The sequence below is a fragment of the Flammeovirga agarivorans genome (assembly GCF_012641475.1).
Taxonomy (GTDB): domain Bacteria; phylum Bacteroidota; class Bacteroidia; order Cytophagales; family Flammeovirgaceae; genus Flammeovirga; species Flammeovirga agarivorans.
The window spans coordinates 872,528-898,092 of sequence record NZ_JABAIL010000003.1; the positions used below are offsets into that span (position 1 = coordinate 872,528).

The window sequence follows — 25,565 nt, forward strand, 5'->3', positions numbered from 1 at the left end:
GACTTGACTTTTACTCGTATACTCCCATAAGATTTCTTAATTCGTTCTCTTTTACAATAACATTAGATTTAGCCTTTAGGATTAATGTTTTTGTTTCAAGATTTTTCTCTTGTGTATCAGCAAAATCTTTGAAACTTATTAAACCATTTTCAAAGGCATCAGACTTTATTTTTAATTCTCTATTTCTAAATTCCATGGCTTTTTGTGCCGTTTGTAGAACAACTAAAGCATTTTTGAGTTCTTGTAACTTAGTAGTTACTTCTTGGTTGGCTTTTCTTTTATTTTCATCCAACTGAACCCTCGCTTGTTGTAATTGAATTTTTGAGATTTCAACGTCTTTTGATTTTTGTCCCCATTGTAAAATTGGCCAACTAAAAGTTGCTCCAACAAATACATTGGTTTGTGGAACCAAAGGAAGGTTATTAAAGTAAAACCCTTGAGCTGTCAGAGTGATATCAGGAATATGTTGCTTTTTGTAATAGTTTAATCCCGCTTCTGCCTTATTGATCATTAAATTAGACTCTTTCACTTTGTAATTCTCTTCAATCAGAGTTGAGTCTAATTCTGCTCTTTGAATCAATGACAGAATTTCAATGGAATCATAGTTTACATCCATCACCGACCACAAAGAGTCTTCTGGGAAATTTAAAACACCATTTAATTGCATCCGATATTTATTAGCATCAATTTCAGCTTGTTTTAACTTAGATTCATGATCTAATAAATCTGCATTTAAACCAAGAGCATAAACGTCTAATATTTCTCCAGCGTCTACTCCCGAATCTACTTGTTTCAACTTCTTTTGTATCAAAACTACTTGTTTTTCATAGGCTTCAAACTTGGCTTCTTCAATAGCAATTCCGACGTAAAGTTTTGAAACTCCTTCTCTAATCTCAGATTCTATCTCTGAGTATTTATTGATAATTAATTGCTTATCAATGGACTTTACTTCACTCCCAGATTTTATTTTAAATATTTGAGATATCGGTTGATATATACCCAAGTTAGCAACACCAAAGAAGGTGTTGTTTTCAGGTAATGTAAACTGAGTACCAAGATTTAAAGGAGGAATCCCACCGATTAGCGGAAGGTCAGTTAAACTGATGTTCACATCCGTAGTTTTTTCCGTATGATAATACCAAAATACCCCACCATCTAACATTACTTTAGGAAGATAATTGGCAGTTACTTTATCTACTTCCATTTCCTTCTTTTGAACCTCCAATTGAATCAATTGTAGTGATTGGTTGTTCTGTTTAGCAATTTCGACACATTCATTTAAAGTAATTTGATCTTGTGCCTCTAAAGATGGATTAGGGAGGAAAAAGAAAATTAGTAGAATACTCGCTCCTGTAGTGTTTTTTAAGATGTGACCTTTCAATTCTTCTGTTTCACCATACTTCCAGTATAAAACAGGGATGGTCAATAAGGTCATAAACATAGAAAATATTAAGCCTACAGCTAATACTGTTGCAAGTGGTGCCCACATCGGTGAACCAGAAATAATCATCGGGGTAACACCTATTGCTGCTGCCATAGTAGTAAGGAAAATTGGGCGAATTCTTCTTTTTCCAGCACCTATTGCTGCTTCTTTTATCGTGTGTCCTTCTTTTTCAACAAGGTCATTGGCAAAGTCAACAAGTATAATTGAATTTCTAACAGAGACACCCACTAAACTTGCTAAACCAACAAAGGCAGTAAATCCAAAAGGATATCCTGAAACCAAAAGACCAAAGAAAGCTCCAAAAACACTAAGTGGAATAGCAGCTAGAACAATTCCAACTTGATTCAATGTTTTAAACTGCATTAGAATAACGACAAAGATGATAAGTACACAATAAACGATTACCTTATTCATTTCTTCAAAAGTCTCCCTTTGACTCTCATCTTCACCTCCAATTTCTAGTTCATACCCTTCTGGTAAAGGATATGCTTCAATCTGTTCTCTTACAGTTTTTAAGATTTCAGAAGGTAAAACATCGCTTTTAGCTTGAGATTGAACTGTAATTGTTTTTACTCCATTTCTATGTTTAATATTAGATGGAAGCCATGTAGGGCTCACCTCCGCTATTTGCATTATTGGCACACTAGCTCCTGTAATACTACTTGTTACATAGTAACTTTCAATGGCTTCAAGATTTTTAGATTGAACAGATTTATCCTGTAAGATGATAGGAAGAGCAGTGTTCCCTTCCCATAAACTACCTACAGTTAACCCGTTGTAAGCCACCGCTAGTTCTCTCATTATCGTTGATTCTGTAATCCCAAGTTGATTGGCGACATTCTTATTGGCATCAATCTTTAAACTCATCTGGTTTTCAAAAACATCTGTAGTTACATTGTAAGAAAGAGCAGAGGTTCTCAAAATACTATCCATATCTGAAGCAATAGATTGTAAAGTATGGTAATCTCTACCCATGATTCTTAATTCAATCGGGGCTTCATAAGGAGTACCTTGTTGCATCTTTTTGACCAATATTAATGCTTGTGGGAATTTTTCTGGGAGTATATTTTCTAACTCTTTTACCCATTCATCAGTGGCATCATTTGAAATAGTATTGATAAGAATCTGTGAAAGATTCTCTTGAGGAAATTTTGGAGCGTAGTTATAATAAAACCTAGGAGATGATGTTCCAACAAAAGAAGCATAATTCACTAATTTATCATTGCCTTTTATTGTTTTTTCTATCGCAAATGTGATACTATCTGTAACGCTTAAAGATGTACCCGCTTTGGTACGAATCTCAATAACAAATTGATTTCTCTCCGCAGCAGGAAATAGTTTCTGTTTTTGTAAGAAATATAAAGATCCTCCTACTACAAATGTGATAAATGAGAAGAGCATTAATGTCTTTGGGTATTGAAAACAGAAATCAATAGCATGATCAAAAAATAACTCCAAATAATCTAATAAAGACTTTTTACCACCTTCTTTCTTTTCGAATTTCTTCTTGATAAAAGTATAGCACAGATATGGAGTTAAGAACATGGCAACGAGGTAACTTGCATTAATAGCAATGGCAACGGTTAAAGGCAGAGAATGTATAAACTCTCCTACTGCACCCGATAATGCAATTAATGGGAAGAACGCTCCTGCTATAGTCAAACCTGCAGTGAATACAGGGATTTTTAATTCGTCAGCAGATTTCCAAGCAGCATCGTAAGCAGGTAAACCTTCTTCTAGTTTCTCAACATAGTTATCTGCAATCACAATGGCATCATCTACCAACATGCCTAATACCACAATTAAAGAAGCTAAAGAAACTTGTTGAAGTTGTATTCCAATTCCATCTAAAATACCAAATGTAAAGGCAACTGTAACAGGAATTGCTAATGTTGCAATGAGTGCTACTCTAAAGGGTAACAATAAAAGAATTACAATGATTACAGAGACAATTGCAATGAAAAACTCTCTAATAAAATCATTGATACTTTCTTTTACATTTTCGGGCTGGTTGACTACGAAATCTATTCGAATATCGGATGGGATTTCAGATTGATATTCTGATATCATTTCTTCTACTTCAGTGCCAAAATCTACAATATTGTAGCCATTCTGCATTTCCATAGAGATCATGATAGATTCTGTGCCATTAACTCTTACTTTTTGAGTTTCTTTGGTCATGCCTCTTTCAACATCGGCAATATCTTTAATGCGAATGACATTACCCAATGCATCTTTTGCAATCACTTGGTTTTCTATATCCTCTTTTGACTTGAATAAATCGCGGTTTACAAAGCCTACTTTTTGTCCATTCACATCTACACTTCCACCTGGAACGATGATATTCTCAGATCGTAAAGCTGCAAATATTTGTGGAGTGTAGATTTTATATTGACTTAGCCTTCTAAAATCTATGTTTACATAGTAACACTCTTCTTTGGACCCTAATTTTTTGATCTTAGATAGTGATTCTATAGAGCGAAGTTTATCACATAGTTGATCTACATAACTTTGTATTTCTCGACTGTCTCTATCATCACTTTGAAAGGAAAGTAATAAGGCAACAGTATCACCAAAATCAGATTGAACAATTGGACCTATTACTCCAGCAGGTAACTCAGACAACTTTAATAATGTAAGTCTATGTTGAAGCTTTGACCAGAAAATATCGGCATCTGTCACAAAGTCTTGAAGTTCAACAACTATATAAAGTACCCCTTCTCTTGAATTTGAATACGTCTTTTCTTTGTTTACCTCTTCATAACTGAAAAGAAGATCTTCTATTTTATCGGTGACTTCTGTTTCGACATCAGTAGAAGTAGCACCTGGATAGGCAGCGACAACTAACCCTTCTCGAATATTAAATTTTGGATCTTCTCTTCTTGGCATATGTAGCAGAGAGAAAACACCGTACATCACAATCATAAATGTGATGGTCAATATGATCTGCTTATGATCTAACGCGGCTTTGACTATCGACATAATGTATGATTAGTAAGTGATTTTTGAACCGTCCATTAACTTTAATGGAGGATTAGTAATAATAATATCATTGTTATAGACCCCTTTAGTAATCTGTATGTTATTACCGAAGATCTTGCCCGTAATTACTCTTTGTTTGTATGCAATATTTTTCCTTGCTAAGTAGACATAATCTAAACCGTCAATATCATGTACTACTAATTCCATAGGAACTTGCACCATTTCTATTACTTCTTTTTCTTTAATATGAACGGTGCAAAGCATACCTTCTCTTAATTCCTTAGAAGGATTATTCAATAAAATATCAAGAGTAAATGATCTAGTTAATTTTGATGCAGAAGGGTATATTTTATTGATTGTTCCTTCAAGTAGTTCTCCTGTTGCTTCAACTTTTACATTTACTTTATGTTGATCATCAATTAAGTTGATTTTATTTTCAGGTACACCAACACTTGCATAAACTGAAGAATTATCAATTACACTTACAATAGGTTCACCTTGTGATATACCACCACCACTTCTTACCCAAATTCTACCGGCCTTACCATTTACAGGAGAATATAATGTGGTATATTTTAATTTATTTCTATAAAGGTTGTAACCTGATTCCGCTTGTTTTTGTAACGAAACAATTTTTTGATAATCGGCTTCTGCTAAACTTCCAGCATTGTACATTTTAGTCAGCCTCGAAAGTTGATCATTGGCTTCGTCTAGTTTGGCCTGATATATTTCTAAAGCTTGTTGATAATCACTTCTATCTAATTGTGCGATCTTTTGCCCTTTCTTAATATTCTGTCCTTCTTTGACATATACTTTAATAAGTTTACCATCTACCAAGAAAGAAAGTTCATGTTTTCCTTCAGACTTTAACTCACCTAATAAGTCAATTTCATCTTGAGTAGTTATTGAATTGATCTTCTGTGTTTTTACAGAATAAGTCACTTCTTTTTTAGGTTTTTGCTCTTCTTTACATCCAAATAAAGAAGACAGGATCGATAATATAAAAATAGATCGAAGTAGTGATTGGGTCCTCATTTTAAATAGTTTTTGTGGTATGATGAATTTAACCTATTCTTTCGAAAAATCATTAAATGATAGGAAAAATTTATAACACAAAATAAATATCATGAAAATTAATTGATTTCAGTTGTTCAAATGAATAATATGAAATTATATTGATAGTTGCTATAACAAATACACGATTTGATAAAGTGGTTATTAAAATATATATAATAGATATATCATCCTATAATATGTTTACTTCTATATTATTTCAAAAAAAATAACCCCATTTGAATCCACATGAGGTTATCTAGATATTACTAATGTTATTAAGATATTAAATAGTATTAGCTTATTTTTTATACTCCAATACTATCAATACGGTATGATGAAATGATATACGGCAAAGTAAATAAAATAATATTATATTATTGAATGTTTATTCACTTTTTAACAAACACATTGGTGTCTACCATCTGCTGAAAGAAGTCATTCAATGTTTCCTTTGCTGGTCTATAATTCATTTCTAATTCTTTAATACTTTTAGAATTATCTACAAGCCATTTATATCCAAAGTTTTTGCTGACCATTTTTCTACTTAATCCTTGTAACGGTCCTAGTAACCAAACCATAAACTTAGGTAACTCTTTCTTTGGTAGTGGATATTCGTTACCAAACTTATCTCTGAGTAAATTGGCCATCTCAAGAACAGTTAAGCTAACATTGGAAATAATATTTCTACCATTGGCATTTGGTAAGAAACCAGCATTGAAATGAGCCTCTGCTAAATCTCTTACATCCACCATACCAATATGTAAACCAGGAGCCCCCATTTTCATAGACCCATCCCCCATTTGTTTTATAATTTGGAAACTTTCTGATGTACTTCTTGGATTTATACCTGGGCCTAAAACAAAAGATGGATTGATAGTTACTAAATCCCATCTATCTTGTTTTCTATTTATTTCCCAAGCTTCTTGTTCAGCTACAGTTTTTGAATAATTGTAAGGTTGGTGAGTAACCGAGGAAGTTGTATTCCAAATGGATTCATCTGCTGTAGTATTTGGTAAATGAAGATTGTCTTTAGCATCACCAATAATAGCAACACAACTACTCGTTAATACGACTCTTTTTACTGACTCCGTTTCATTGACCGTATTAAGAACATTCATCGTACCTTTTAGTGCAGGATCAACCAAATCCTTTTGTGCATCTTTTACATTCATAATAAATGGTGATGCTGTATGGAAAACCAATTCACAGCCTTCCATAGCTTCTTTGTAAGAACCCTGTTCCAATAGGTCTGCTTTGAAATATTTTATGGTGCCAGGAGCATTTGCGGCCAGATCATTTAAGTATTTCAATTTCTCAGGGTTGTTAGGATTTCTCACAGGAGCATGTACAGTTAATCCTTCATCAAGTAGTTTCTTTACAATCCACCCAGCTACATACCCAGTGGCACCTGAAATCATTACCGGTTTTGTCTTATCAATCAAAGTCATACAATGGTTTATATATTTATTGCTTTAAATAGAATTTCTTCTTTACTAAATACTTCCCTACTTCCAATCAAATCTAACTCAAATTGTTTTAATTTATTGGTATTTTCAAGTAATGAATACATACTGCTTACCGTTCTTTCCATGGCTGAAACAGGGTTTTGCCCTTGTAATGTATGAGCAAGAGTTAATGCAGCAAACACATCTCCTGTACCGCAAACATCTCCCATATCGATCAAAGGATTATTAATAATATAGTATTCATTTCCATCAAATAATAATATAGTAAAATGATTGTTTGGTGTTTCATCTACTATTAATGAGGTGATAAATACAAGGTTTGGTCCCTTGTCATATAATGTTTTTGCTGCAGTTTTCGCTTCATCTAATGTAGATATTTTCCCATTTACTAAGTATTCGGTTTCAAAATGGTTTGGAGTGATCATATCGGCAATTGTCAAAATTTTTTCTTTGTATAAAGGTGGGACATCCTCACTAATGTAAAACCCAGAATCGACATCACCCATAACGGGATCACAACAGAAAATTGCATTAGGGTTTTCCTTTTTAATCGCATTCACTGTATCGTAAACAACATCACCTGTCGATTTACTACCTAAATAACCTGCTAGTATGGCATCACATGTCTTCATGGAAACATGAGAAAATACACCTTTTATTATTTTTCGTAAATGTTCTTCTGAAAATACATCTCCATCCCAATGAGGGTATTGAGTCTGTCCAGAAAACTGAACAGTATGAAGGGGCCATACTTCATTCCCTAAATATTGTAAAGGGAAAACAGCAGCAGAATTCCCCACATGTCCATAAGTTACATGAGATTGGATGGATAAAATGTGTTTCACTATATAGTTATTTTAGAAATAATGTGTCTTTTTTATGGATATCGACACTACATAGTGAAACATTATGTTTAATATGTAGTGTACCACAATTAAGTTATACAAAAATTAATAAATATAGATGAAGACCTGTAATAATATGAATGAAATTGTGCATGAGTATTACGATTATATTCATGCATTTATAAATAAAAAAGTAGGTGATCAGCAAGATGTTGAAGACCTTACTCAAGAAGTCATGTTCCGTCTGACGACTTCGTGTTTAAAAGCTGAGGACATTAAAAACCTTAAAGCTTGGTTGTTTCAGGTCGCAAGAAATGTGATCTATAATTATTATCAATCTAAAAAATTGGATACAAGTTCAGTACTAGATGATAATGCATTTACAGCGGAAGAAGAAACGGAACTTGAAGCATCTGATTACATCATTTCAATGATCAACCTGCTTCCAGAAGAATACGCCAAGCCATTAAAAATGGCAGATATTGATCAAATACCTCAGAAAAAAATCGCTGAAGAATTAGACTTAGGACTGTCTGCTGTAAAAATGAGAGTACAAAGAGGTAGGAAAAAACTGCTAGAGCTATTCCATAGCTGTTGTAATATTGAATATGATAATATGGGAAACTTTGTAGGATGTACTGTTAAAGATTCTTGTGATGATAAAGATCAAATATCGCTATAAAAAGGTGTAGGACCACAATATAATTGTGGTCCTACTTCATCTACTTTATTCTTTTTTTATTTAACGATTGCTTGCTAGTTCGTAAACTAGAGGTACGGTTAAACTAATTTGTATAGTTATAGGGTCATAAGTCTTTTATTGTTTTTGTTCACATGATAAAAGTACTTCAACCTAATTTTTTATTCAATACCTAAAAAGGGTGATTTTTATATAAAAACCGTTGGAACTGTATTGTTGAGTGTTAAATGACTATTTACTGAGGTAGTGTTGTAAAGAGTGTATGCTATTCTTATAAGATTGAGAAAAGGAATAGTTTAAAAAGCTGGTACAAAACAAATTTAACCTGCTATACCTCAGAAAAATACTACTCAACATAAGTTGATATTACCAGAATGATAATACATTTCTTTGATGCCACAAAGGAGATGAATTTTAATTGAAAATTAAATCATTTTGCATTATTTAAATCTGATTTATAATTATTTAGGTTAATATTAACTTACAAGTAAAACATTTATTCTGCAGTATCTTTTTTATGCTGATTTATCTTAATAATTAAATAGATCACTGACCCTAATGAAGTACCAATAGGTACCAACTGTTTAAAGCCAGTGAAATAAGCAAAAATCTGTAAAGGTATTAATGTGATAATAGCCCCAGTGACTATCCATTTTAAGTAAGGTGGCCTCTTTTCCATTTTTTTATGATCATTATGGTATCATTCTTTTTGAAATTTAATTGAAGTCATTACTCCATTAAAATCCAATATTTCTCCAATATACATGCCGTTTACCAAAGATGTTACATCAATAGTCAAAGTTTGAAATAAGTGATCTTGCATGAGTACTGTTCTTCCATAAATATCAAAAACAGTGATTTGTTTAATTTGTTGAGCACTTTCTAAAGTAATAGTGTTAGAGGTTGGATTTGGATAGACTTTTATGCTAGCTATGGAGTTAGCTGTAGCTGAAGTCACCTGATCGTTGTCAGTTATAGACAATATACTCGAACTCTTTTCACAGCCATTAGAATCTACTGCAATTACGGTGTATTCTCCCAAAGCATGTGGATAGATAACCTGCGATGTATCATTAAACATCTGATCTTCATGATACCAAATGTATGAGTTTAATGTGTCGAGGTTAGCGATCAGAATTTTTCTATCACTAAATGAAATCTGTGGAGTAGCAATACTGTCGTTCTTCAGAACAGTGAAGCTATTAGAGTAAGATGAACAGCCTTCGTTATTTATCACTTTTACTTTATAAGTCCCTTCCTCAAATGCTGTATAGGCATAATTTTCTGAATCATCAATCAGTACGTTGTCTTTGTACCATGAGTAAGTGTAGGTAGTATCATATGGGTTGGCCAATAGTTGAATACTAATATCTTCATCATTACAAAACCATGAATGTCTTGAACTACTAATTTCAAAGCTTTCATCAATCGAACAGTTCATACTTAAGGTTAATGTTAAAACATCAAATTCTAAATTATCCCAGTCAGAGTGTGTAGCCTTACACTGGTAGGTTCCAATATCATCTAATTGAAAATTTGAGATACTCAATGATGTTCCCACTAATTGATCTTCTTTAAACCACTGGTATACTACTCCCTCAATAGTATTTTCTAAATTATAAGTATAATCATTGCCCTTCACCACTTTCTGATCGACAAAAGAAGTGATACTACTTTGAGAAGCATAATTCATATCACTACTAGTTAGTTTCTCTAACTCATCAAAGAAAAGCCGGTTATAAGAAACATTGATTTGACTTTCAGTAGGTAAGCTAACAATAGTGGATAAGCGATTATTTGATAGATCAATTGTCTGAAGTTGATCGGGAATATTAATAGCCCAACCATCAAGTGTATTATGACTTAGATTAAGATGATTTAATTCTGATTTACCTGTAATAAAATCATCAATCTCACTGATATTATTATAACTTAAATCTAATATTCTAAGGGCGTTACAATTGTCTAATTGGTTAGTAAGGGATTGTATATTATTGTGGCTTCCTAAGACATGCATCAAGTTATTTAATCCAGCTAGATTGGGTACTTGGTCTAAATCGTTATGATGAAAAAAGAAGGTGCGCAAACTATCAAGTTCATTCACTCTTAGTAAATCTTCATCTCTTAAACGGTTATTGGATACATCCAGGAACCAAAGATTAGGTAAAGTCCAAATGGAATCACTTAATGTCTCCAAGTCACTATTATATGCTTTAATGATCTCTAAATCCCTTAATTGATTGATTTCATCAGGAAGTTCCCTTAAGTTGTTTATACCGTATAATAATAGTTCAGTAACTCTACCGTCTTCATTACTACTATAATAAGGCCAAGTCTGTATAGCTGTACTAGCATCATATGTGATATTTAATTCATCATATAAATTCTTTAAAGCAATAGAATCTTCATCGACAATTGGAATGAAAACTGGAGGAGGGTCAGTCACAACAATCACTAAATTCTTTGCTATTTCACAGTAACTACTTCCAGTAAACCTACCTTCAAAATTATATGTGCCGTTGCCTTCATTTCTAGGTAAAAAAACATATTCAGCATTACCAATAATACTGTTGTTTTGTAGGATTGTAGCAGTATTATCATTTTCACCATTAACTCTAAGTTCTAGATGAAATTCATCGGTATCATTAGTAACAAAAACGGTATCTAAATCAGGCGAAAAACTTAAAACACTTTCTTTGAAAACGGTTGTTTGATAGACAATACTATCTATAATTGTGGTATTTGGATAAGTAAAATGTGCTTTGATAACAACATCTGTGCTACTTTCATAAGGCAAATCGGCAGAGACATAATTTGCAGGTGTAAAACTATTGGTTTCAATATCATTGACAGTGAAATTTTGGAAAGTATATTGACTAAATGGTAAAGGGAGTTCATCAACTAAAGTAATATCTTGAGCAGACTCACTACTACAATAAGAACCATTTAATAATACTAAGCTACTCGTGGGGCGTTCTACAATTTCAATCTGTTTATTAATTTGAATGACACAGTCATTATCGGTGATGTAGTCATAACGAATCGTATGTTCACCTAATTCTAAGGTACTAGGATTGATAGTATATGATCCAGTACTTATATAGGTATCATCTAAAAAATAATATCCATCGCTTAGATCTTCATTATCTATTGTGGCTGTTACCAAAAAACTCACATCATCGGAATAAAAATACCTTTTTACAGAAGGTAAATTCAGTGCTACGTTGGCAGTTTTCACAACATAAAAATTATGCTTGACAGAGTCTACAACTGTTCCACTCGCATCTTCAAAATATGCAGTGATAGTAATATTCTTTTGTGTTCCTGATGTAATGTCATCACTAAATATTGATGAAGGAACAAAGCTTAGACCATCAGAGGATAAACCCGTTCCCTCATAACGGTCGATAGTGTAATCTTCAAAACCAGTCAAGCTAGAGTGAGTCGATAATACTATATCATCAGAATTGGAACATTTGCTTGAGCCTAAATTTAATGTATTTCCTTCATCATAAACATGAAAAACTTTAGTGTATTCTTTTGAACAATTTTCATCTTCTAATCTATACGTAACTGTATGTTGACCTACCCCTGCTTCATTAGGAAAGAATTGATTTTCTCTGACCGATGGTCCACTACAGGTTAATGTAACTTCGTCGCTTTCTACATCAGTAGATAAATCGATAGGTGTAGATAAAGATGTTGGGTAAGTGGCATCAGATGGAAAAAGATTAACGACATAGTTGTCTACATTCTGAACTGTAATATCAACTTCATTGGAATGAAAATCTTCTCCATCAGCAATTACCTTTCTTCTGAATTCATAATCCCCGTCATCATCTAATGTATTGATATAATAATCTTTAGAAGTGGCTCCACTAATATCGCTCCAGCCATTGTTGTTGTGGTTACTTTCCCATTGATAGGTAACAGAAGTAACTTCAGGAGAAATATCTGAAGGATTGACCTCACTTCCCACTAAATTGATCTCTATAGAATTACTACAAAAATGCTCTGTAGAAGGTGCAGAAATTGTATTATCAAATGTGATAACACTCATTTCAGAATCGGCATAATACACTCTTGAATTATTGGTAGTGGCTGAAGTGATGGCATAATTTCCTGCTTGGTCATTAATGTTAATCTCAAAAGTGGCCTCAGCTCCTGAAAGGTCATTAGGAATTGGTGATATTTGAATGGTAATATTATAACTTCCGTCATCTTGTCCAGCAACAGACATATCTTGTCCATCTAATGTTGCGGTAATGCTCGAAATACTTTCAGAAAAGGTAGCATTAATAAGTACAATATTACCATCTTCAATTTGAGTTCCATCAGAATCATTATCCGTTGAAATGACTACCGTACTAAATGTTGGAGGTTCACTATCGATTTTATAATTGTTGGAAGCTATATAGGTGTTTTCATTAATATTTGCTCTCAGCTTATAGGAATCGCCATGGACTAATTCTGATGAGATGGTGACATCAATTGCAAATTCAGTGCCTGTGGATACAGTGTTAACTGAAATCGTTACATCTGAGGTTTGAGTATCATTTTTTAATACCTGAAAGTCATCTTCTGAAACATCCAAACCATTCCCTTCTAATGACCAAGATAATGTAGAATTGTTGATATATGTATTGTTATTATGAGACAAATTAGTAACAGTTTGACCCATGGATTGTGCCCCATTTATAACAATAAAAACGATAATAAATTTAAACGAGAGTGAGATGAATTGACTAAAATCATCTTTTGTAGAAAGTAGCATTTTTGGGTAATAAATTAAAGATAGTACTAGGTTTAACTTGAGTAAGTCACTCATATTTAATAACTTACGCAATATACAAATAAATAATCCAAAAATAATTTAAATATTCCATGAAGAAATTGTGTAATTCGAAAAATCTAGAGTTTGTTTAGAAGTTTTCTAAACTAGAAAAGGTGACGAAAAGCACTAATTAAATGAATTTGCCCTCACTATCTTTGAAGAAGAATTATTAAATCTAGCTGTAAAAAAAGTAAATCACATTTGTGAATTATTACGCCTTATGATGTTCAAAAAACTCATACCTCCAAAACAGTGGCAACCCGTTGTTTTTGCGTTAATGGGAGCGATCGTCGGGCTTACGGTTTACATTGCATATAATGCTAGAGTCACTTCGTATTTGTCAGATGATCCAGAAACCTGCGTTAACTGCCACGTTATGACTCCTCAATTTGAGAGCTGGAAACACAGTTCACACAGGGAAGTAGCTACTTGTAATGATTGCCATGTACCCCACGACAACTTTGTATCAAAGTATGCCTTTAAAGCAAAAGATGGACTATACCACGCATCCATGTATACATTACACATGGAACCACAGGTAATTAAGATGCATCAGCCAGGACGAGAAACTGTTCAGGCTAACTGTGTTCGTTGCCATGGTGATCAAGTAATGGATCCTAAGGATGAATCTTTGGTCACTTCTTATGTACACAATCGTACTGATCGTGCATGTTGGGAGTGTCATAGAGAAATCCCTCACGGAAGAGTTAAATCTTTATCTTCTGTAGGATACCAAATTCAAACTTTACCTGTACAAGGTGAGAAAAAAGATGTTATACCTTCTTGGCTCGAAGCAGCCCTTAAAAATAAGAATTAATAAACATGAGTTCTAAAGTTACAAATTGGCTTTTATTTTTAGCTACCGTTGCGGTAGTAGTGCTTCTTGCGATGTTAGGAAGCAACATTTCAGACCGTAAATCTGAATCTCAATTCGCTTACCAGCCACAAGTGAAAATTCAAAACCTTGATCCTCGTAATCAAGTTTGGGGTGAAAACTTCCCTCGTCAATACCAATCTTTCTTAGAAACTAAAGAACAAGATTTCTCTTCTAAGTATAATGGTAACCAACTTCGTGATGCATTAGAAGAGTCTCCAGAACTAGTAGTTCTTTGGGCTGGATATGGTTTCTCAAAAGACTATAACCAACCAAGAGGCCACGGTTATGCTATGGATGACATCACTAATACACTAAGAACAGGTGGTCCTACTGAACCAGGTACAGGTCCTATGCCTGCTACTTGTTGGACTTGTAAGTCTCCAGATGTACCTCGTTTAATGAACGAAATTGGTATCGCTGAATTCTATAAAGGAAAATGGTTTGACAAAGGTGCTGAAATCCATAACCCAATTGGTTGTGCAGACTGTCATGATAACAAAACTATGGCGTTGAAAATTACTCGTCCAGCGTTAATCGAGGCATTCGAATCAATGGGTAAAGATATTAACGATGCATCTCACCAAGAAATGAGATCATTAGTTTGTGCACAATGTCACGTTGAATACTACTTTAATAAGAAAACACCAGTTGAAGGTGTTCCTTACTTAACATTCCCTTGGAAAGACGGTTTAACTGTTGATGACGCTGAGAAATACTATGATGATATCAACTTCTCAGACTGGACTCACAGCTTATCAAAAACTCCAATGTTGAAAGCTCAACACCCAGGTTATGAGATCTTCCAACAAGGTATTCACGCGAAAAGAGGTGTTTCTTGTGCAGACTGTCACATGCCTTACAAAACTGAAGGTGGACAAAAATTCACAGATCACCATATCCAGTCTCCTTTAGCAAACCCTGCTAACTCTTGTCAGGTTTGTCACCGTGAGGAAGAGAAAGAGCTTATCGCTAACGTATATTCTAACCAAGACAAAATCAAAGAAGGTGCTAAACGTTTAGAGAAATTGTTAGTTAGAGCTCACGTTGAAGCGAAAAAAGCATGGGATTTAGGTGCTACTGAAAAGCAAATGGAGCCTATCTTAAAGAATATTCGTCACGCTCAATGGAGATGGGATTATGCTGTAGCATCTCATGGTGGTTCTTTCCACGCTCCTGTTGAGGTAGGTAGAATTGTAAACACTGGTACTGATAGAGCACAAGAAGCTCGTATCAAACTAGCTCGTTTATTAGCTGACCTTGGTTACGATAAAGAAGTTCCTTATCCAGATATCGATACTAAAGCTAAAGCGCAAAAGTATATCGGTTTAGATATGGATAAGTTAGAAGCTGAAAAAGCTAACTTCAAGAAGACTATCGTTCCTGAATGGTTAGAAGCTGCTAAAAAACGTGAAGCGGCTATGGGTATCCAGACGATCTCAAGTAAATAAGAAATTTACATACTATATTTGAAGCTGTTGTACTACTACTCTATTTCTAAATTTTAGATTTAGTGTATGTGCAACAGCTTTTCTTAATTTAATACAAAGGGATTATAAATTATTTTCAAATCCTTTTAGTAAGCTAGGATATATCAGAATTATGAAGAAGATCTTCAAATTTATATTTTCAAACGAACTAACTCTTGTAAGTTTGTTTCTCTATGCCATCAGTATGGCGGTGGCAACTTTCGTAGAAAATGACTTCGGAACACCTGCTGCAAGAGAACTTGTTTACAATGCCACATGGTTCGAAATATTACAAGTAATATTAGGACTAAACTTCATTGGTAACATTAAAAAATACAAGCTTTTCAGAAAAGAAAAAGCTGCTGTATTTACCTTTCATGCTGCTTTCATTATCATCTTATTTGGTGCATTCGTTACTCGTTACTTTGGATACGAAGGTAACATGCATATTAGAGAGGGACAAAGTAGTAATAAACTTGTCTCTTTAGATCGCTATTTCCAAGCTCACATTCATGGAAACGGCGAAAATAAAGAATTTTCAAAGAAAAGCACTTTCACACAGATCCATCAACCTAATTTTGATTGGGAAGAAGATATTAAGGGAGATAATATTATTATCACACCTAGAGAGTTTATTCCTGATGCGGTACAATCTGTTGTTGAAGGTGAAGCGAACGATGCCATTATTGAAATTGTAACGGCAACGGATCAAGGTAGAAAATCTATCTTTCTTGAAAGAGGTAAGAGTATGTTCTTAAACGGACAAGAAGTTACTTTTGATAATCCTGTTCCAGGAGCTATCAATATTCAGGAGAAAGGAGTTGATTATACCATCAATGCTCCAGCACATTTAAGTTATTTCATCATGGCTCAGCAGGTAAGTGGATCTACTGATGCTAACAAGGAAGATAAATTACAACAACAAGCTTTATACACTATGGGTGAATTAAAGTTTGTGATTAAAGATATACATCAAGGTGTAAAAATTGGGTACTCTCCAGCAACTACAAAGAAAATGAAGCAACAAGCGGCTGATTTATTATTTGTAGATGTTGAAGTTAATGGAGAGAAAAAAGAAGTGACTTTAGCTAGCTTAAGTGGTGTTGTTACTCCTTTTAAAGAAGTGAATCTTGGAGGATATAAAATTGATGTCTCATTTGGACCTGTGATTACTGAGCTTCCATTTAGCTTGTTCTTAAATCACTTTGAAATGGAAAAATACCCAGGTTCTGAAAACCCTTCTGCTTACTCATCAGAAGTTATCGTTCAAGATGGAGAAACATCATATCCTTACACCATCTTTATGAATAATGTATTAGATCATGCCGGTTACCGTTTCTTCCAAGCTTCTTTTGATCAGGATGAAAAAGGTACTATTCTTTCTGTGAATCAAGATAGACCGGGTACAATCATCACATACATAGGTTACTTATTAATGACTTTAGCCATGATATTGAGTTTATTCGAAAAGAAATCAAGGTTCAGATTAGTAAGTGGGAAACTTTCCAAGTTAAAAGCACAATCAGTTACACTTCTTATTGGTTTACTTGCCATTGGATATAGTTACTCAGCAAAAGCACAACTTGTAGAAGAAGATGTGGCAATTGAGGTAACTAAAGAGGCAGAAGCTCCAGCTGTTGTCGAGAGGTCACAACATGTAGCTTTGGAACACTCAAAGTTATTTGGTAGTCTGTTAGTTCAAGATATGGACGGACGTTTAAAACCGATCAATACTTTGAGTTCAGAATTCCTTCGTAAGCTTACAAGAAAAACAACTTATAAATTAGAAAAGCAAGACGGTACTATTGAGATGATGAACTCTGATCAGTTATTCCTTGCTTTACAGATGGACCCGAACTATTGGCAAGCAATGCCAATAATTAAGGTAGATAAAGATGCAGGTACTCCAGTTTTCGAAATTTTGGGAATTGAAAAGAAGCCAATGGTTTCATTCAACGACTTAATCGACGATGCAGGAGATTATCTATTAAGAGATGCCGTAGATCAAGCTCAAAAGAAGAAACCTTCTGAGAGAGGAGAATTTGATAAGGAGCTGATTAAAATAGATGAGCGTTTCAATATCTTATTTCAAGGTCTTACAGGTAATTATTTAAAGATTTTCCCTGTACCAAACGATCCTGATAACAATTGGTTTAATTCCAATTTTATGGGTACTCCATATACATCTGAGGATTCTACGTTTGTTCGTAATATCACAAAGATGTATTTCATGGAAATCTATAAAGCTCGTCAGTCGAATGAGTGGCAAGATGCAAATCAAACATTAGAATATATCCGCCTTTTCCAAAAGAAGATGGGTGAAGAGATTTATTTATCGGATACAGCAATCAAAATGGAAATGTTGTATAACAAGATGAATATTTTCAATAACCTCTTCCCTATTTATTGGATGTTGGGTATTTACTTATTAGCTGTTGCTTTATGGAGAGTATTTACTATAAATAAGCTAAGTGATAGAGCGTATACTGCAGGTGTCGTTTTAGAAATGATTGCTTTTGTCTTCTTTACAGGTAACTTACTGTTAAGATGGTATATCGCTCAATATCCACCATGGACAAATGGTTATGAGATGTTGATCCTTGTTGCTTGGGCCTTATTCTTATTTGGTTTTATCTTCTATAAAAAATCAGATTTTATTCTACCTCTTGTTTCATTATTTGGTGGTACATTATTATTTGTAAGTTTCTTAGACTGGTTGAACCCTGAGATTACCAATTTAGTTCCTGTATTGAAATCATATTGGTTAAAAATACATGTAGCTATTATTGTAAGTTCATATGCACCTTTAGCACTATCAGCATTACTTGGTTTTATCAATTTGATATTCATAGCTATTAGAAATGATAAATTTAAGAAGCCTATTCTTGAATTAACTTATGTTAGTGAGTTGTCGATGACAATCGGTTTATATATGTTAGCGATAGGTACTTTCTTAGGCGGTGTTTGGGCGAACGAATCATGGGGACGTTATTGGGGTTGGGATCCTAAGGAAACTTGGGCACTTATCTCAGTAATTATTTACGCCGTAGTATTGCACTTACGATTAGTTCCTTCTTTAAAAGGCAACTATACTTTCAACTTAGCAAGTTTATTAGCTTTCTCAAGTATCGTAATGACATCATTTGGTGTAAACTATTATTTAACTGGTTTACACTCGTATGCTACAGGTGATCCTGTACCTGTTCCTACCTTTGTTTATTGGGTAGTGTCATTTGTATTTATATTGGCAGTTACCGCTTATTATAGAGATAAGAAGAAAATATAATCAATAGATTATCAGATATATAAATGGTCATTTTTCATTTTTTTGAAAAGTGACCATTTTTTTGGTGACATTTTTAAAGCATCGATATAAGAAGGTGAATCAAAAAACAAAACAAAATTACATTATGAAAAAGTTTCTCTCAATCGCCTTATCAATGCTTATGTCATTATTCGTTTTTGCTGAAGATGATAAAAATAAAAACACTGAAGAAGCCATTGTCAATTCATCAGAAAGTACAGAGAAAGTAGAAATATTTAAAGGCATGTACTTAAATATGACTGATGAGGACACATACAATTATATTATTAAAGAGTTAGATGGTGAAGTAGAAAGCCATGGTGAATATTTAGTTGATTTTCTTGGACAGGAAGTATTTATGCGTCCTATTTTTGAAAATGATAGATTAAGTAAAGTAGATATTGTTTTCAGATCTGAAGATGTAGGGTTAGTTGAATCTAACTTAATCATGCTGGAAAAAGTCTTAAATGGCATGGAAGGATGGACAGAGTTCAAAGCAACGACAGATCAATGGTTATTTGAAAAAGATATGGACAATACTATTCAACAGATGAATCAGTTGACGGTATATACCTATGGTATTCATAGAGATGAAATCGGTCATGGTTGGCATGCACAAGTCCAGTTTGCTCCTCGTTTTGATTCAGGTGTTGAATTAACAGAGGAAGAAATGAATGAAAAAAGAGAAGAAGTTAACCAGATCATCAACTAATTCGTTATTTCTTATTAAACTTTTCTTAGGTCATACATCAATGTATGACCTTTTTAATTTTGTCAATTTTAAATAACTATAATAATGATTACCTTTATAAATAGATATTATTCAAAATAGATATGAAAAAGACGATCATCACTTTATTCTTATTATTAACCGTATCAATTACTTTATTTGCACAAGAAAAAAAAGAAATACCACCAATTGAAGATCCTGTAACGAAGGAAGGGTGGATTAATGATGCAAATATTGCTTTTAAATCGGCAAAAGAAGAGAACAGGCCTATGATCATGGACTTCACAGGAAGTGATTGGTGTGGTTGGTGTAAGAAAATTGACAAAGAAATTTTTGATACACCTGAATTCAAAAAATGGGTAAAAGAAAACGATATTATTTTACTTGAACTTGACTTCCCAAAGAGCTTTAAACAATCAGAACAGTTAAGAGCTCAAAATTATTTTCTCTCACAACAGTATAAAATACAGGGCTACCCTACTATTTTAGTCGTAAAAGATGGAAAAGGAATTCAGATGGGATATCAAAAAGGTGGAGCTGAAGCATGGATTAAATCAGTAGAAGATCAAATGGAAATTTAAAAAAAAAGGATCAAGTAAGTTAATTACTTGATCCTTTTTTTTAGTGGTTATTTCCTGGTTCCCAGATTAATCTACAGAATGCACTCATACGTTCATTTTCTCTGTAAATAGGTATACCGGCTACGATACCTACTAATAGATTGTCTGCCAATGCGACTCTCATTTGTGGTCTAATTGTCATATCAAAATCACCACTTTCTATTGTTTGGTTAAATTCCACTCCAACAAAATTGGTGGTACCTGGGATCATATAGTGAAAGGAAGGGTTGATTTCATAAGAAAAATCAAAAGTCTTAGTTTTATATACTTGCTCAATACTTGGCCCTGTATAAATTAAGGAGTGCCAATTTCTTCCCCATCTTTTTGCAACAACAAAGAATGGATTATAAATATTCCCTTTGACTAATGGATCTCCCCAATCTCTAAAGTCTGAAAAGGTGATTTCGTTGATATAACCTAATGCCATAGACATGTTCATCTTTTCAGAAACAAGAAAAGTCCATTGTGTCGCTAATTTTAAACTTTCTAATTTATCAGAGGGGATAGAATCTCTCTCTACACCTTCTTGTGGTGCATAAAAGACAAATGGCAATTCGACTTCAAAACCTAATCTATTGATGGGAGCCCATTCGTATTCTACTAAAGTTTCGTATTTATCATATTTGAGATTATCCACTAGTTCCATTCCGACGTTCCATTCTTTTTCGCCTTTTCTTGCACCGAGGTCTCGGATAAGGTCTATATATAGAGGCTCAGCATGGAGAATTTTTACAGGTAATTGATCATCTTCATAATGGTGAATATAAATACTATCTTCTTGTGTTTTTGAATAAATAATGTCATCATCATTCTGGGAAAAACTGTAAAATGATAAGAACATAAGTAGTATTACGAACAAATTAGATTTCATAAATTAGGTCAAATGAAAATTAGAGAAGTTTTATATACTACAAATATAGAAGAAGAATATTATTGTGTTGTTTGTTGAAAATAAAAAAACCTACCTCAAAAGAGATAGGTTCTATTTTTATACTTTTTAGATCTCAAAATCACCAGTGTAATCCTTGTATTTTACTCTGTAGAACAAACTATAGAATACTGGAACTAAGACCAGCGTGAGTACTGTAGCAAACAGTAAACCGAACAATAAACTGACTGCTAACGGTTCGAACATTACTCCACCTCCTAACCAAAGTGGAATTAAACCACAGACAGTGGTTGCTGTTGTCAATAAGATAGGTCTAAACCTTTCCAGTGCTGCAGCTACTACAGCATCTTGTGGGGTACGTTGGTTTTCAGTTAACTCAATTTCAATTCTATCAATAAGAACAATACCATTATTAACCACAATACCAGCGAGTGAAACCAAGCCTAAGAAACCAAAGAAGCCCATATACGAATTACCAATAAATAATCCATAGTATACACCAATTGCTCCCATTGGGATTGTTAATAATATAATTGCTGCTTTCTTAAGCGAGTTAAACTGTCCTACAAGGAGCAGCACAATGATACAGAATGCTAAAGGTAAAAATTCAATCACTGAGCCTATACCTTTTCTTGTTTGTTCAATATCACCACCAAAATCGAAGAAATATCCTGTTTCCCATTCCTTTTGATCTTCTTCTAACCACGGTCTCATAGATGCCATCACTTCATTTGAAGTTGTATTTTTATCTACATTGGCTGTTACTGTGATAGTCTTGAACAGGTCATACCTTTTAATTTTTGTATACTGCCATCTTGGGATAATATCAGCTACTTGTTTTAGAGGTACGTTTTGACCATTCATTTGAGAGTAGATATTGATCGATTCTAACTGATTTAGAGTATAATTTCCATTATGAGCATCTTTCATCATGATAGGAATCGATTCGTCATCTTCTCTATATTTATCCAATTCAACACCTGTGATGGAAGTCAGCATGGATAAGGCAATATCTTGATTGGTCACACCAGCTAACTCAGCCCGATCAGGATCAATTTTAATGATGAACTTTTTCGTTTTCATCCCCCAGTCATCCCCGATATTTTTAGCACCCGGAATGGTAGCCAACTTCTCTTTTGTCCTGTCTACCAATTCATAAAGAACTAAAGGATCTCTACCAGAAATACGTATTTCGATAGGATTATCCGCTCCACCTGCACTTCCTAACCTTTTGATTCTAGGCTGAACATCAGGGAAGTGATTGAAAATAAACCAATCCAAACTATCAATTACAGTCTGATTAAAATTGTCGGATGTGGTGTTGATCAAAATATGTGCAGTGTAAGAGGATTTCTCAGGAGCTTTATAACCCAAATCATATTTTGGAGCACCTTCTCCTATATAAGTGGTGAAATCTACTACTCCTTCAGTATCTTCTTCATGCTCAGGTTTTAATAAGAACCTTTGTAGGTAATCATCGACTTGCTGTACCACATCTTCTGTAACTGTAATATCAGAGGTCATTGGTAATTCTAAGTTTACTGTTACCAAAGCTCTATCAGAGTCAGGCATAAAGATAAATGGAACATAAGGAGCAATCTTTGTCATCGATAGGAAACATAAAAGAATCACCATGATAAAAAGGATTGGCCTTTTTAAATTCCATATCAAAAAGGGTTTATACAAACCTACCAATTTATCAAAATTGGACTCAGAATGCTTGTTATTCTCTGATTTTGGCTCCTTCTTCTTTACTCTAATGAGGTATGTTGCAAGCAATGGAATCAAAGTAATCGACATCACCCATGAACTAACAAGTGCAATCGTGATTACTACGAAAATTGGACCTACTACCTCTCCCATTGTAGATTTGGCAAGGTAGAATGCTAAGAATGCTGCAGATGTTGTTAAGGTTGAAATTAATAAAGGAACAGTAAGTTCTTTTGCCGAACTAATAGCTGCATCATATACTTTATCTCCCCTTTCCATTTTTACCATAATGGATTCAGAAACTACAATAGCGTTATCTACTAACATACCCAATGCCATGATCAAGGCAGCTAATGAGATCTGATTTAAACCTACATCTAATAACCCCATGATAACAAATGAAATCACAATTGTAGAAGGAATTAGTGCGGCAACAACAAGCCCTGTTCTTAATCCTAAGAAAAGTAGCATTACTGCTAATACAGTTGCTACAGATTGGATTAAGTTACTAACGAAAGCATCTACCGAAGATTCTACATATAAATCTGCAGAGGCACTTCTAGTAAATTCAATACCCCATGGATATTGCGATTGGTAGTATTTTATTTTTTCATCAATCTCTTGCCCAAGATCAACAATATTACCACCATCCTTTAATTTGACACCAATAGAAATGGCAGGCTTTCCGGAAACCTTTACAATACTAGATGCTGGATCCTTGTACCCTCTCCTAATTTTTGCAATATCCCCTAAGTGTACCGATTTACCATCTTTTAGTGGAATCACGACGTTGGAGATATCTTTTACCGACTCAAAACTACCTGTAGGCTCTAGAATAATTCTTTCATTACCATATTTAATATCTCCTCCAGGGAAAATGATATTGGTATTGGCAATGGCACTTTTAATCATATTTGTAGTCAACTGATATTGAGAAACAGCTGCATTATCAAACTCTACAAATACATTTTCTACCTGTTCACCTACAATCTCTACTCTTGCCGCATTGGGTAGTTTAATTAAACCATCTTTTACGTCTTTGGCGATATCATAAAGCTCTTTGTACGAATAGCCATCTCCCGTAATAGAATAGATGACACCGAACATATCGACAATATCTTCGTCTTTAATTTGAATAGAGCAACCGTCTGGTAAATCTGGTTTCACCTCATCGACTCTTCTTCGAATCTTATCATAGATAGGTTGCATCTCCTTGTACATCTCTTTAATCTCTAAAGTGATGATAGATACATTATTTCTAGATTCAGATTTGATATAGCTTAATTCAGAAACTTGTTGAAGCTGCTTCTCAATTTTATCTGTAACAAGCATTTCAACACGTTCAGGGGAACCACCAGGGTACGTCGTCACTACAGAAACAAAACGTACTGTAAATGGAGGCATACTGTCTCTTGGCATCTGTTCATACGTCTGAAAGCCAAGTACACCCAACACAACTATTAATGTAAATGTGAGGATGTTATATTTTATCGAAAATTCAGTAATATTCATCCTACTTTTTTATTTCTGTTGGTATTTTGGTAAGAACTTTACTTTAAGTCCATCTGTAATTTTTGTGACTCCAGATGTGACAACACTATCACCTTCTTTTAAACCAGATAGTACTATAAATCCATTATTTCTTAGCTCTCCGATTTTAATTTTGGTCATATGTACCGTTCCTGTTTTGTCATCATTTTTCTTTACTACGAAAACAAACTTTTCACCTTGCACATCTTCATTGACTGCCTCAACAGGAACTATCATAAATGGTTCAGTAGATTTTTTCTGAACTTGGAAAGTGACATTGGCCGACATACCTGGTCGAACTAGATTTGATTTTGTATCTAGTAAAACGGTGACAGGGAAAGTGGATGAAACATCAGAAACATAAGACATTTTTGTTACTCGTCCGGTAAACTTCTTTCCTTTTACGGAAGTAAATGAAACGCTTACTTTATCTCCATTTGATATCTTAGAAATATATTTTTCAGGAATGCCAACTTTAATTTCTAAATCATTGCCAGAAGCAAATTTGACTACAGCATTACCAGCTTTAATATTTTCATTTTTCGAAGCAATTTTCTCAGCGATGATACCATTCATAGGTACATAAAGTTTGTAGTACCCCAATTCTCTTCTTTTTAAGTCTTCTGTTTGTTGACTGGTTTCAAAAGAAGCTTTTGATGATGAAAAAGCATTTTTAGCTTGTTCGTATTCTGAAAGAGAGACATTGTTCGCCTCATATAACTTCTTAGTACGATCAAGATTGGCCTTAGCTGTTTCCAGTTGTACTCTTGCACTTTGTGTTTGAGCAACAACTTGCTGGAAGGCGATTTTCGCATCAGAATCGTCAATTGTCGCAATAAGTTGTCCTTTCTTGACAACATCTCCTTCAACGACTCTGATGCTCGTTAGTACACCACTAACTCTAAAACTTAAGTCAGATTCTGTTCCAGCTTTGGAAACACCAGCAAACGTCTGGAATGCTTCACCACCGGAATAGAATACTTGTTTATATCGTACAGGTCTAATGATCTCTTCTTTAGTTTCCTCTTCTTTTTGACAAGAAAAGAAGGATATACTCAACCAAATTGAAAGTGTTATCTTGATAAGATTTTTCATGGATCTATATTTTGCTA

Annotated in this window: 15 protein-coding genes; 6 read left to right on the forward strand and 9 right to left on the reverse strand. The window is 33.9% G+C overall.

Annotation, left to right across the window (positions count from 1 at the left end; genetic code table 11):
* Positions 1-10 precede the first annotated feature (10 nt).
* From HGP29_RS12225 to pdxY, 4 genes are all read right to left on the reverse strand, one after another.
* Complete coding sequence (locus HGP29_RS12225) at positions 11-4,426, reverse strand: efflux RND transporter permease subunit (protein WP_168882690.1); 4,416 nt, start codon at positions 4,424-4,426, stop codon at positions 11-13.
* Between the two features lie 9 nt (positions 4,427-4,435).
* Positions 4,436-5,461 (reverse strand): efflux RND transporter periplasmic adaptor subunit, encoded by a 1,026-nt coding sequence (locus HGP29_RS12230; protein ID WP_168882691.1) that lies wholly within the window; start codon positions 5,459-5,461, stop codon positions 4,436-4,438.
* 410 nt (positions 5,462-5,871) lie between these two features.
* Complete coding sequence (locus tag HGP29_RS12235) at positions 5,872-6,930, reverse strand: NAD-dependent epimerase/dehydratase family protein (RefSeq protein WP_168882692.1); 1,059 nt, start codon at positions 6,928-6,930, stop codon at positions 5,872-5,874.
* Between the two features lie 8 nt (positions 6,931-6,938).
* Positions 6,939-7,793 carry a pyridoxal kinase PdxY gene (pdxY, locus tag HGP29_RS12240; RefSeq protein ID WP_168882693.1) on the reverse strand — a complete coding sequence of 285 codons (855 nt, stop codon included), beginning with the start codon at positions 7,791-7,793 and terminating at the stop codon, positions 6,939-6,941.
* A gap of 118 nt (positions 7,794-7,911) precedes the next feature.
* Here pdxY and HGP29_RS12245 point away from each other — a divergent pair, with 118 nt between their 5' ends.
* Complete coding sequence (locus HGP29_RS12245) at positions 7,912-8,475, forward strand: sigma-70 family RNA polymerase sigma factor (RefSeq protein ID WP_168882694.1); 564 nt, start codon at positions 7,912-7,914, stop codon at positions 8,473-8,475.
* Between the two features lie 514 nt (positions 8,476-8,989).
* Here HGP29_RS12245 and HGP29_RS12250 read toward each other — a convergent pair.
* A complete protein-coding gene (locus tag HGP29_RS12250) occupies positions 8,990-9,172 on the reverse strand; it encodes a hypothetical protein (protein ID WP_168882695.1) in 183 nt (60 codons plus the stop codon).
* Between the two features lie 21 nt (positions 9,173-9,193).
* Entirely contained in the window at positions 9,194-13,321 is a 4,128-nt protein-coding gene (locus HGP29_RS12255) for a T9SS type A sorting domain-containing protein (protein ID WP_168882696.1), read from the reverse strand.
* Positions 13,322-13,547: 226 nt separating this feature from the next.
* Between HGP29_RS12255 and nrfH the strand changes: the two genes are divergently transcribed.
* The 5 genes from nrfH (at position 13,548) to HGP29_RS12280 (ending at position 20,285) form a co-directional block, all read left to right on the forward strand.
* Entirely contained in the window at positions 13,548-14,144 is a 597-nt protein-coding gene (gene nrfH / locus HGP29_RS12260) for a cytochrome c nitrite reductase small subunit (RefSeq protein WP_211093279.1), read from the forward strand.
* Between the two features lie 5 nt (positions 14,145-14,149).
* Positions 14,150-15,652 carry an ammonia-forming cytochrome c nitrite reductase gene (nrfA, locus tag HGP29_RS12265; protein WP_168882697.1) on the forward strand — a complete coding sequence of 501 codons (1,503 nt, stop codon included), beginning with the start codon at positions 14,150-14,152 and terminating at the stop codon, positions 15,650-15,652.
* 151 nt (positions 15,653-15,803) lie between these two features.
* Positions 15,804-18,956 (forward strand): cytochrome c biogenesis protein, encoded by a 3,153-nt coding sequence (gene ccsA, locus HGP29_RS12270; protein ID WP_168882698.1) that lies wholly within the window; start codon positions 15,804-15,806, stop codon positions 18,954-18,956.
* A gap of 124 nt (positions 18,957-19,080) precedes the next feature.
* Positions 19,081-19,686 (forward strand): hypothetical protein, encoded by a 606-nt coding sequence (locus HGP29_RS12275; RefSeq protein ID WP_168882699.1) that lies wholly within the window; start codon positions 19,081-19,083, stop codon positions 19,684-19,686.
* Positions 19,687-19,808: 122 nt separating this feature from the next.
* Positions 19,809-20,285, forward strand: a complete 477-nt coding sequence (locus HGP29_RS12280; protein ID WP_168882700.1) for a thioredoxin family protein — start codon at positions 19,809-19,811, stop codon at positions 20,283-20,285.
* A gap of 40 nt (positions 20,286-20,325) precedes the next feature.
* Here the strand turns inward: HGP29_RS12280 and HGP29_RS12285 are convergent, their stop codons facing one another.
* The 3 genes from HGP29_RS12285 to HGP29_RS12295 form a co-directional block, all read right to left on the reverse strand.
* Entirely contained in the window at positions 20,326-21,195 is an 870-nt protein-coding gene (locus tag HGP29_RS12285) for an HAEPLYID family protein (RefSeq protein WP_168882701.1), read from the reverse strand.
* Positions 21,196-21,321: 126 nt separating this feature from the next.
* Positions 21,322-24,435 carry an efflux RND transporter permease subunit gene (locus HGP29_RS12290; protein WP_168882702.1) on the reverse strand — a complete coding sequence of 1,038 codons (3,114 nt, stop codon included), beginning with the start codon at positions 24,433-24,435 and terminating at the stop codon, positions 21,322-21,324.
* Between the two features lie 9 nt (positions 24,436-24,444).
* Entirely contained in the window at positions 24,445-25,548 is a 1,104-nt protein-coding gene (locus tag HGP29_RS12295) for an efflux RND transporter periplasmic adaptor subunit (protein ID WP_168882703.1), read from the reverse strand.
* Positions 25,549-25,565 lie beyond the last annotated feature (17 nt).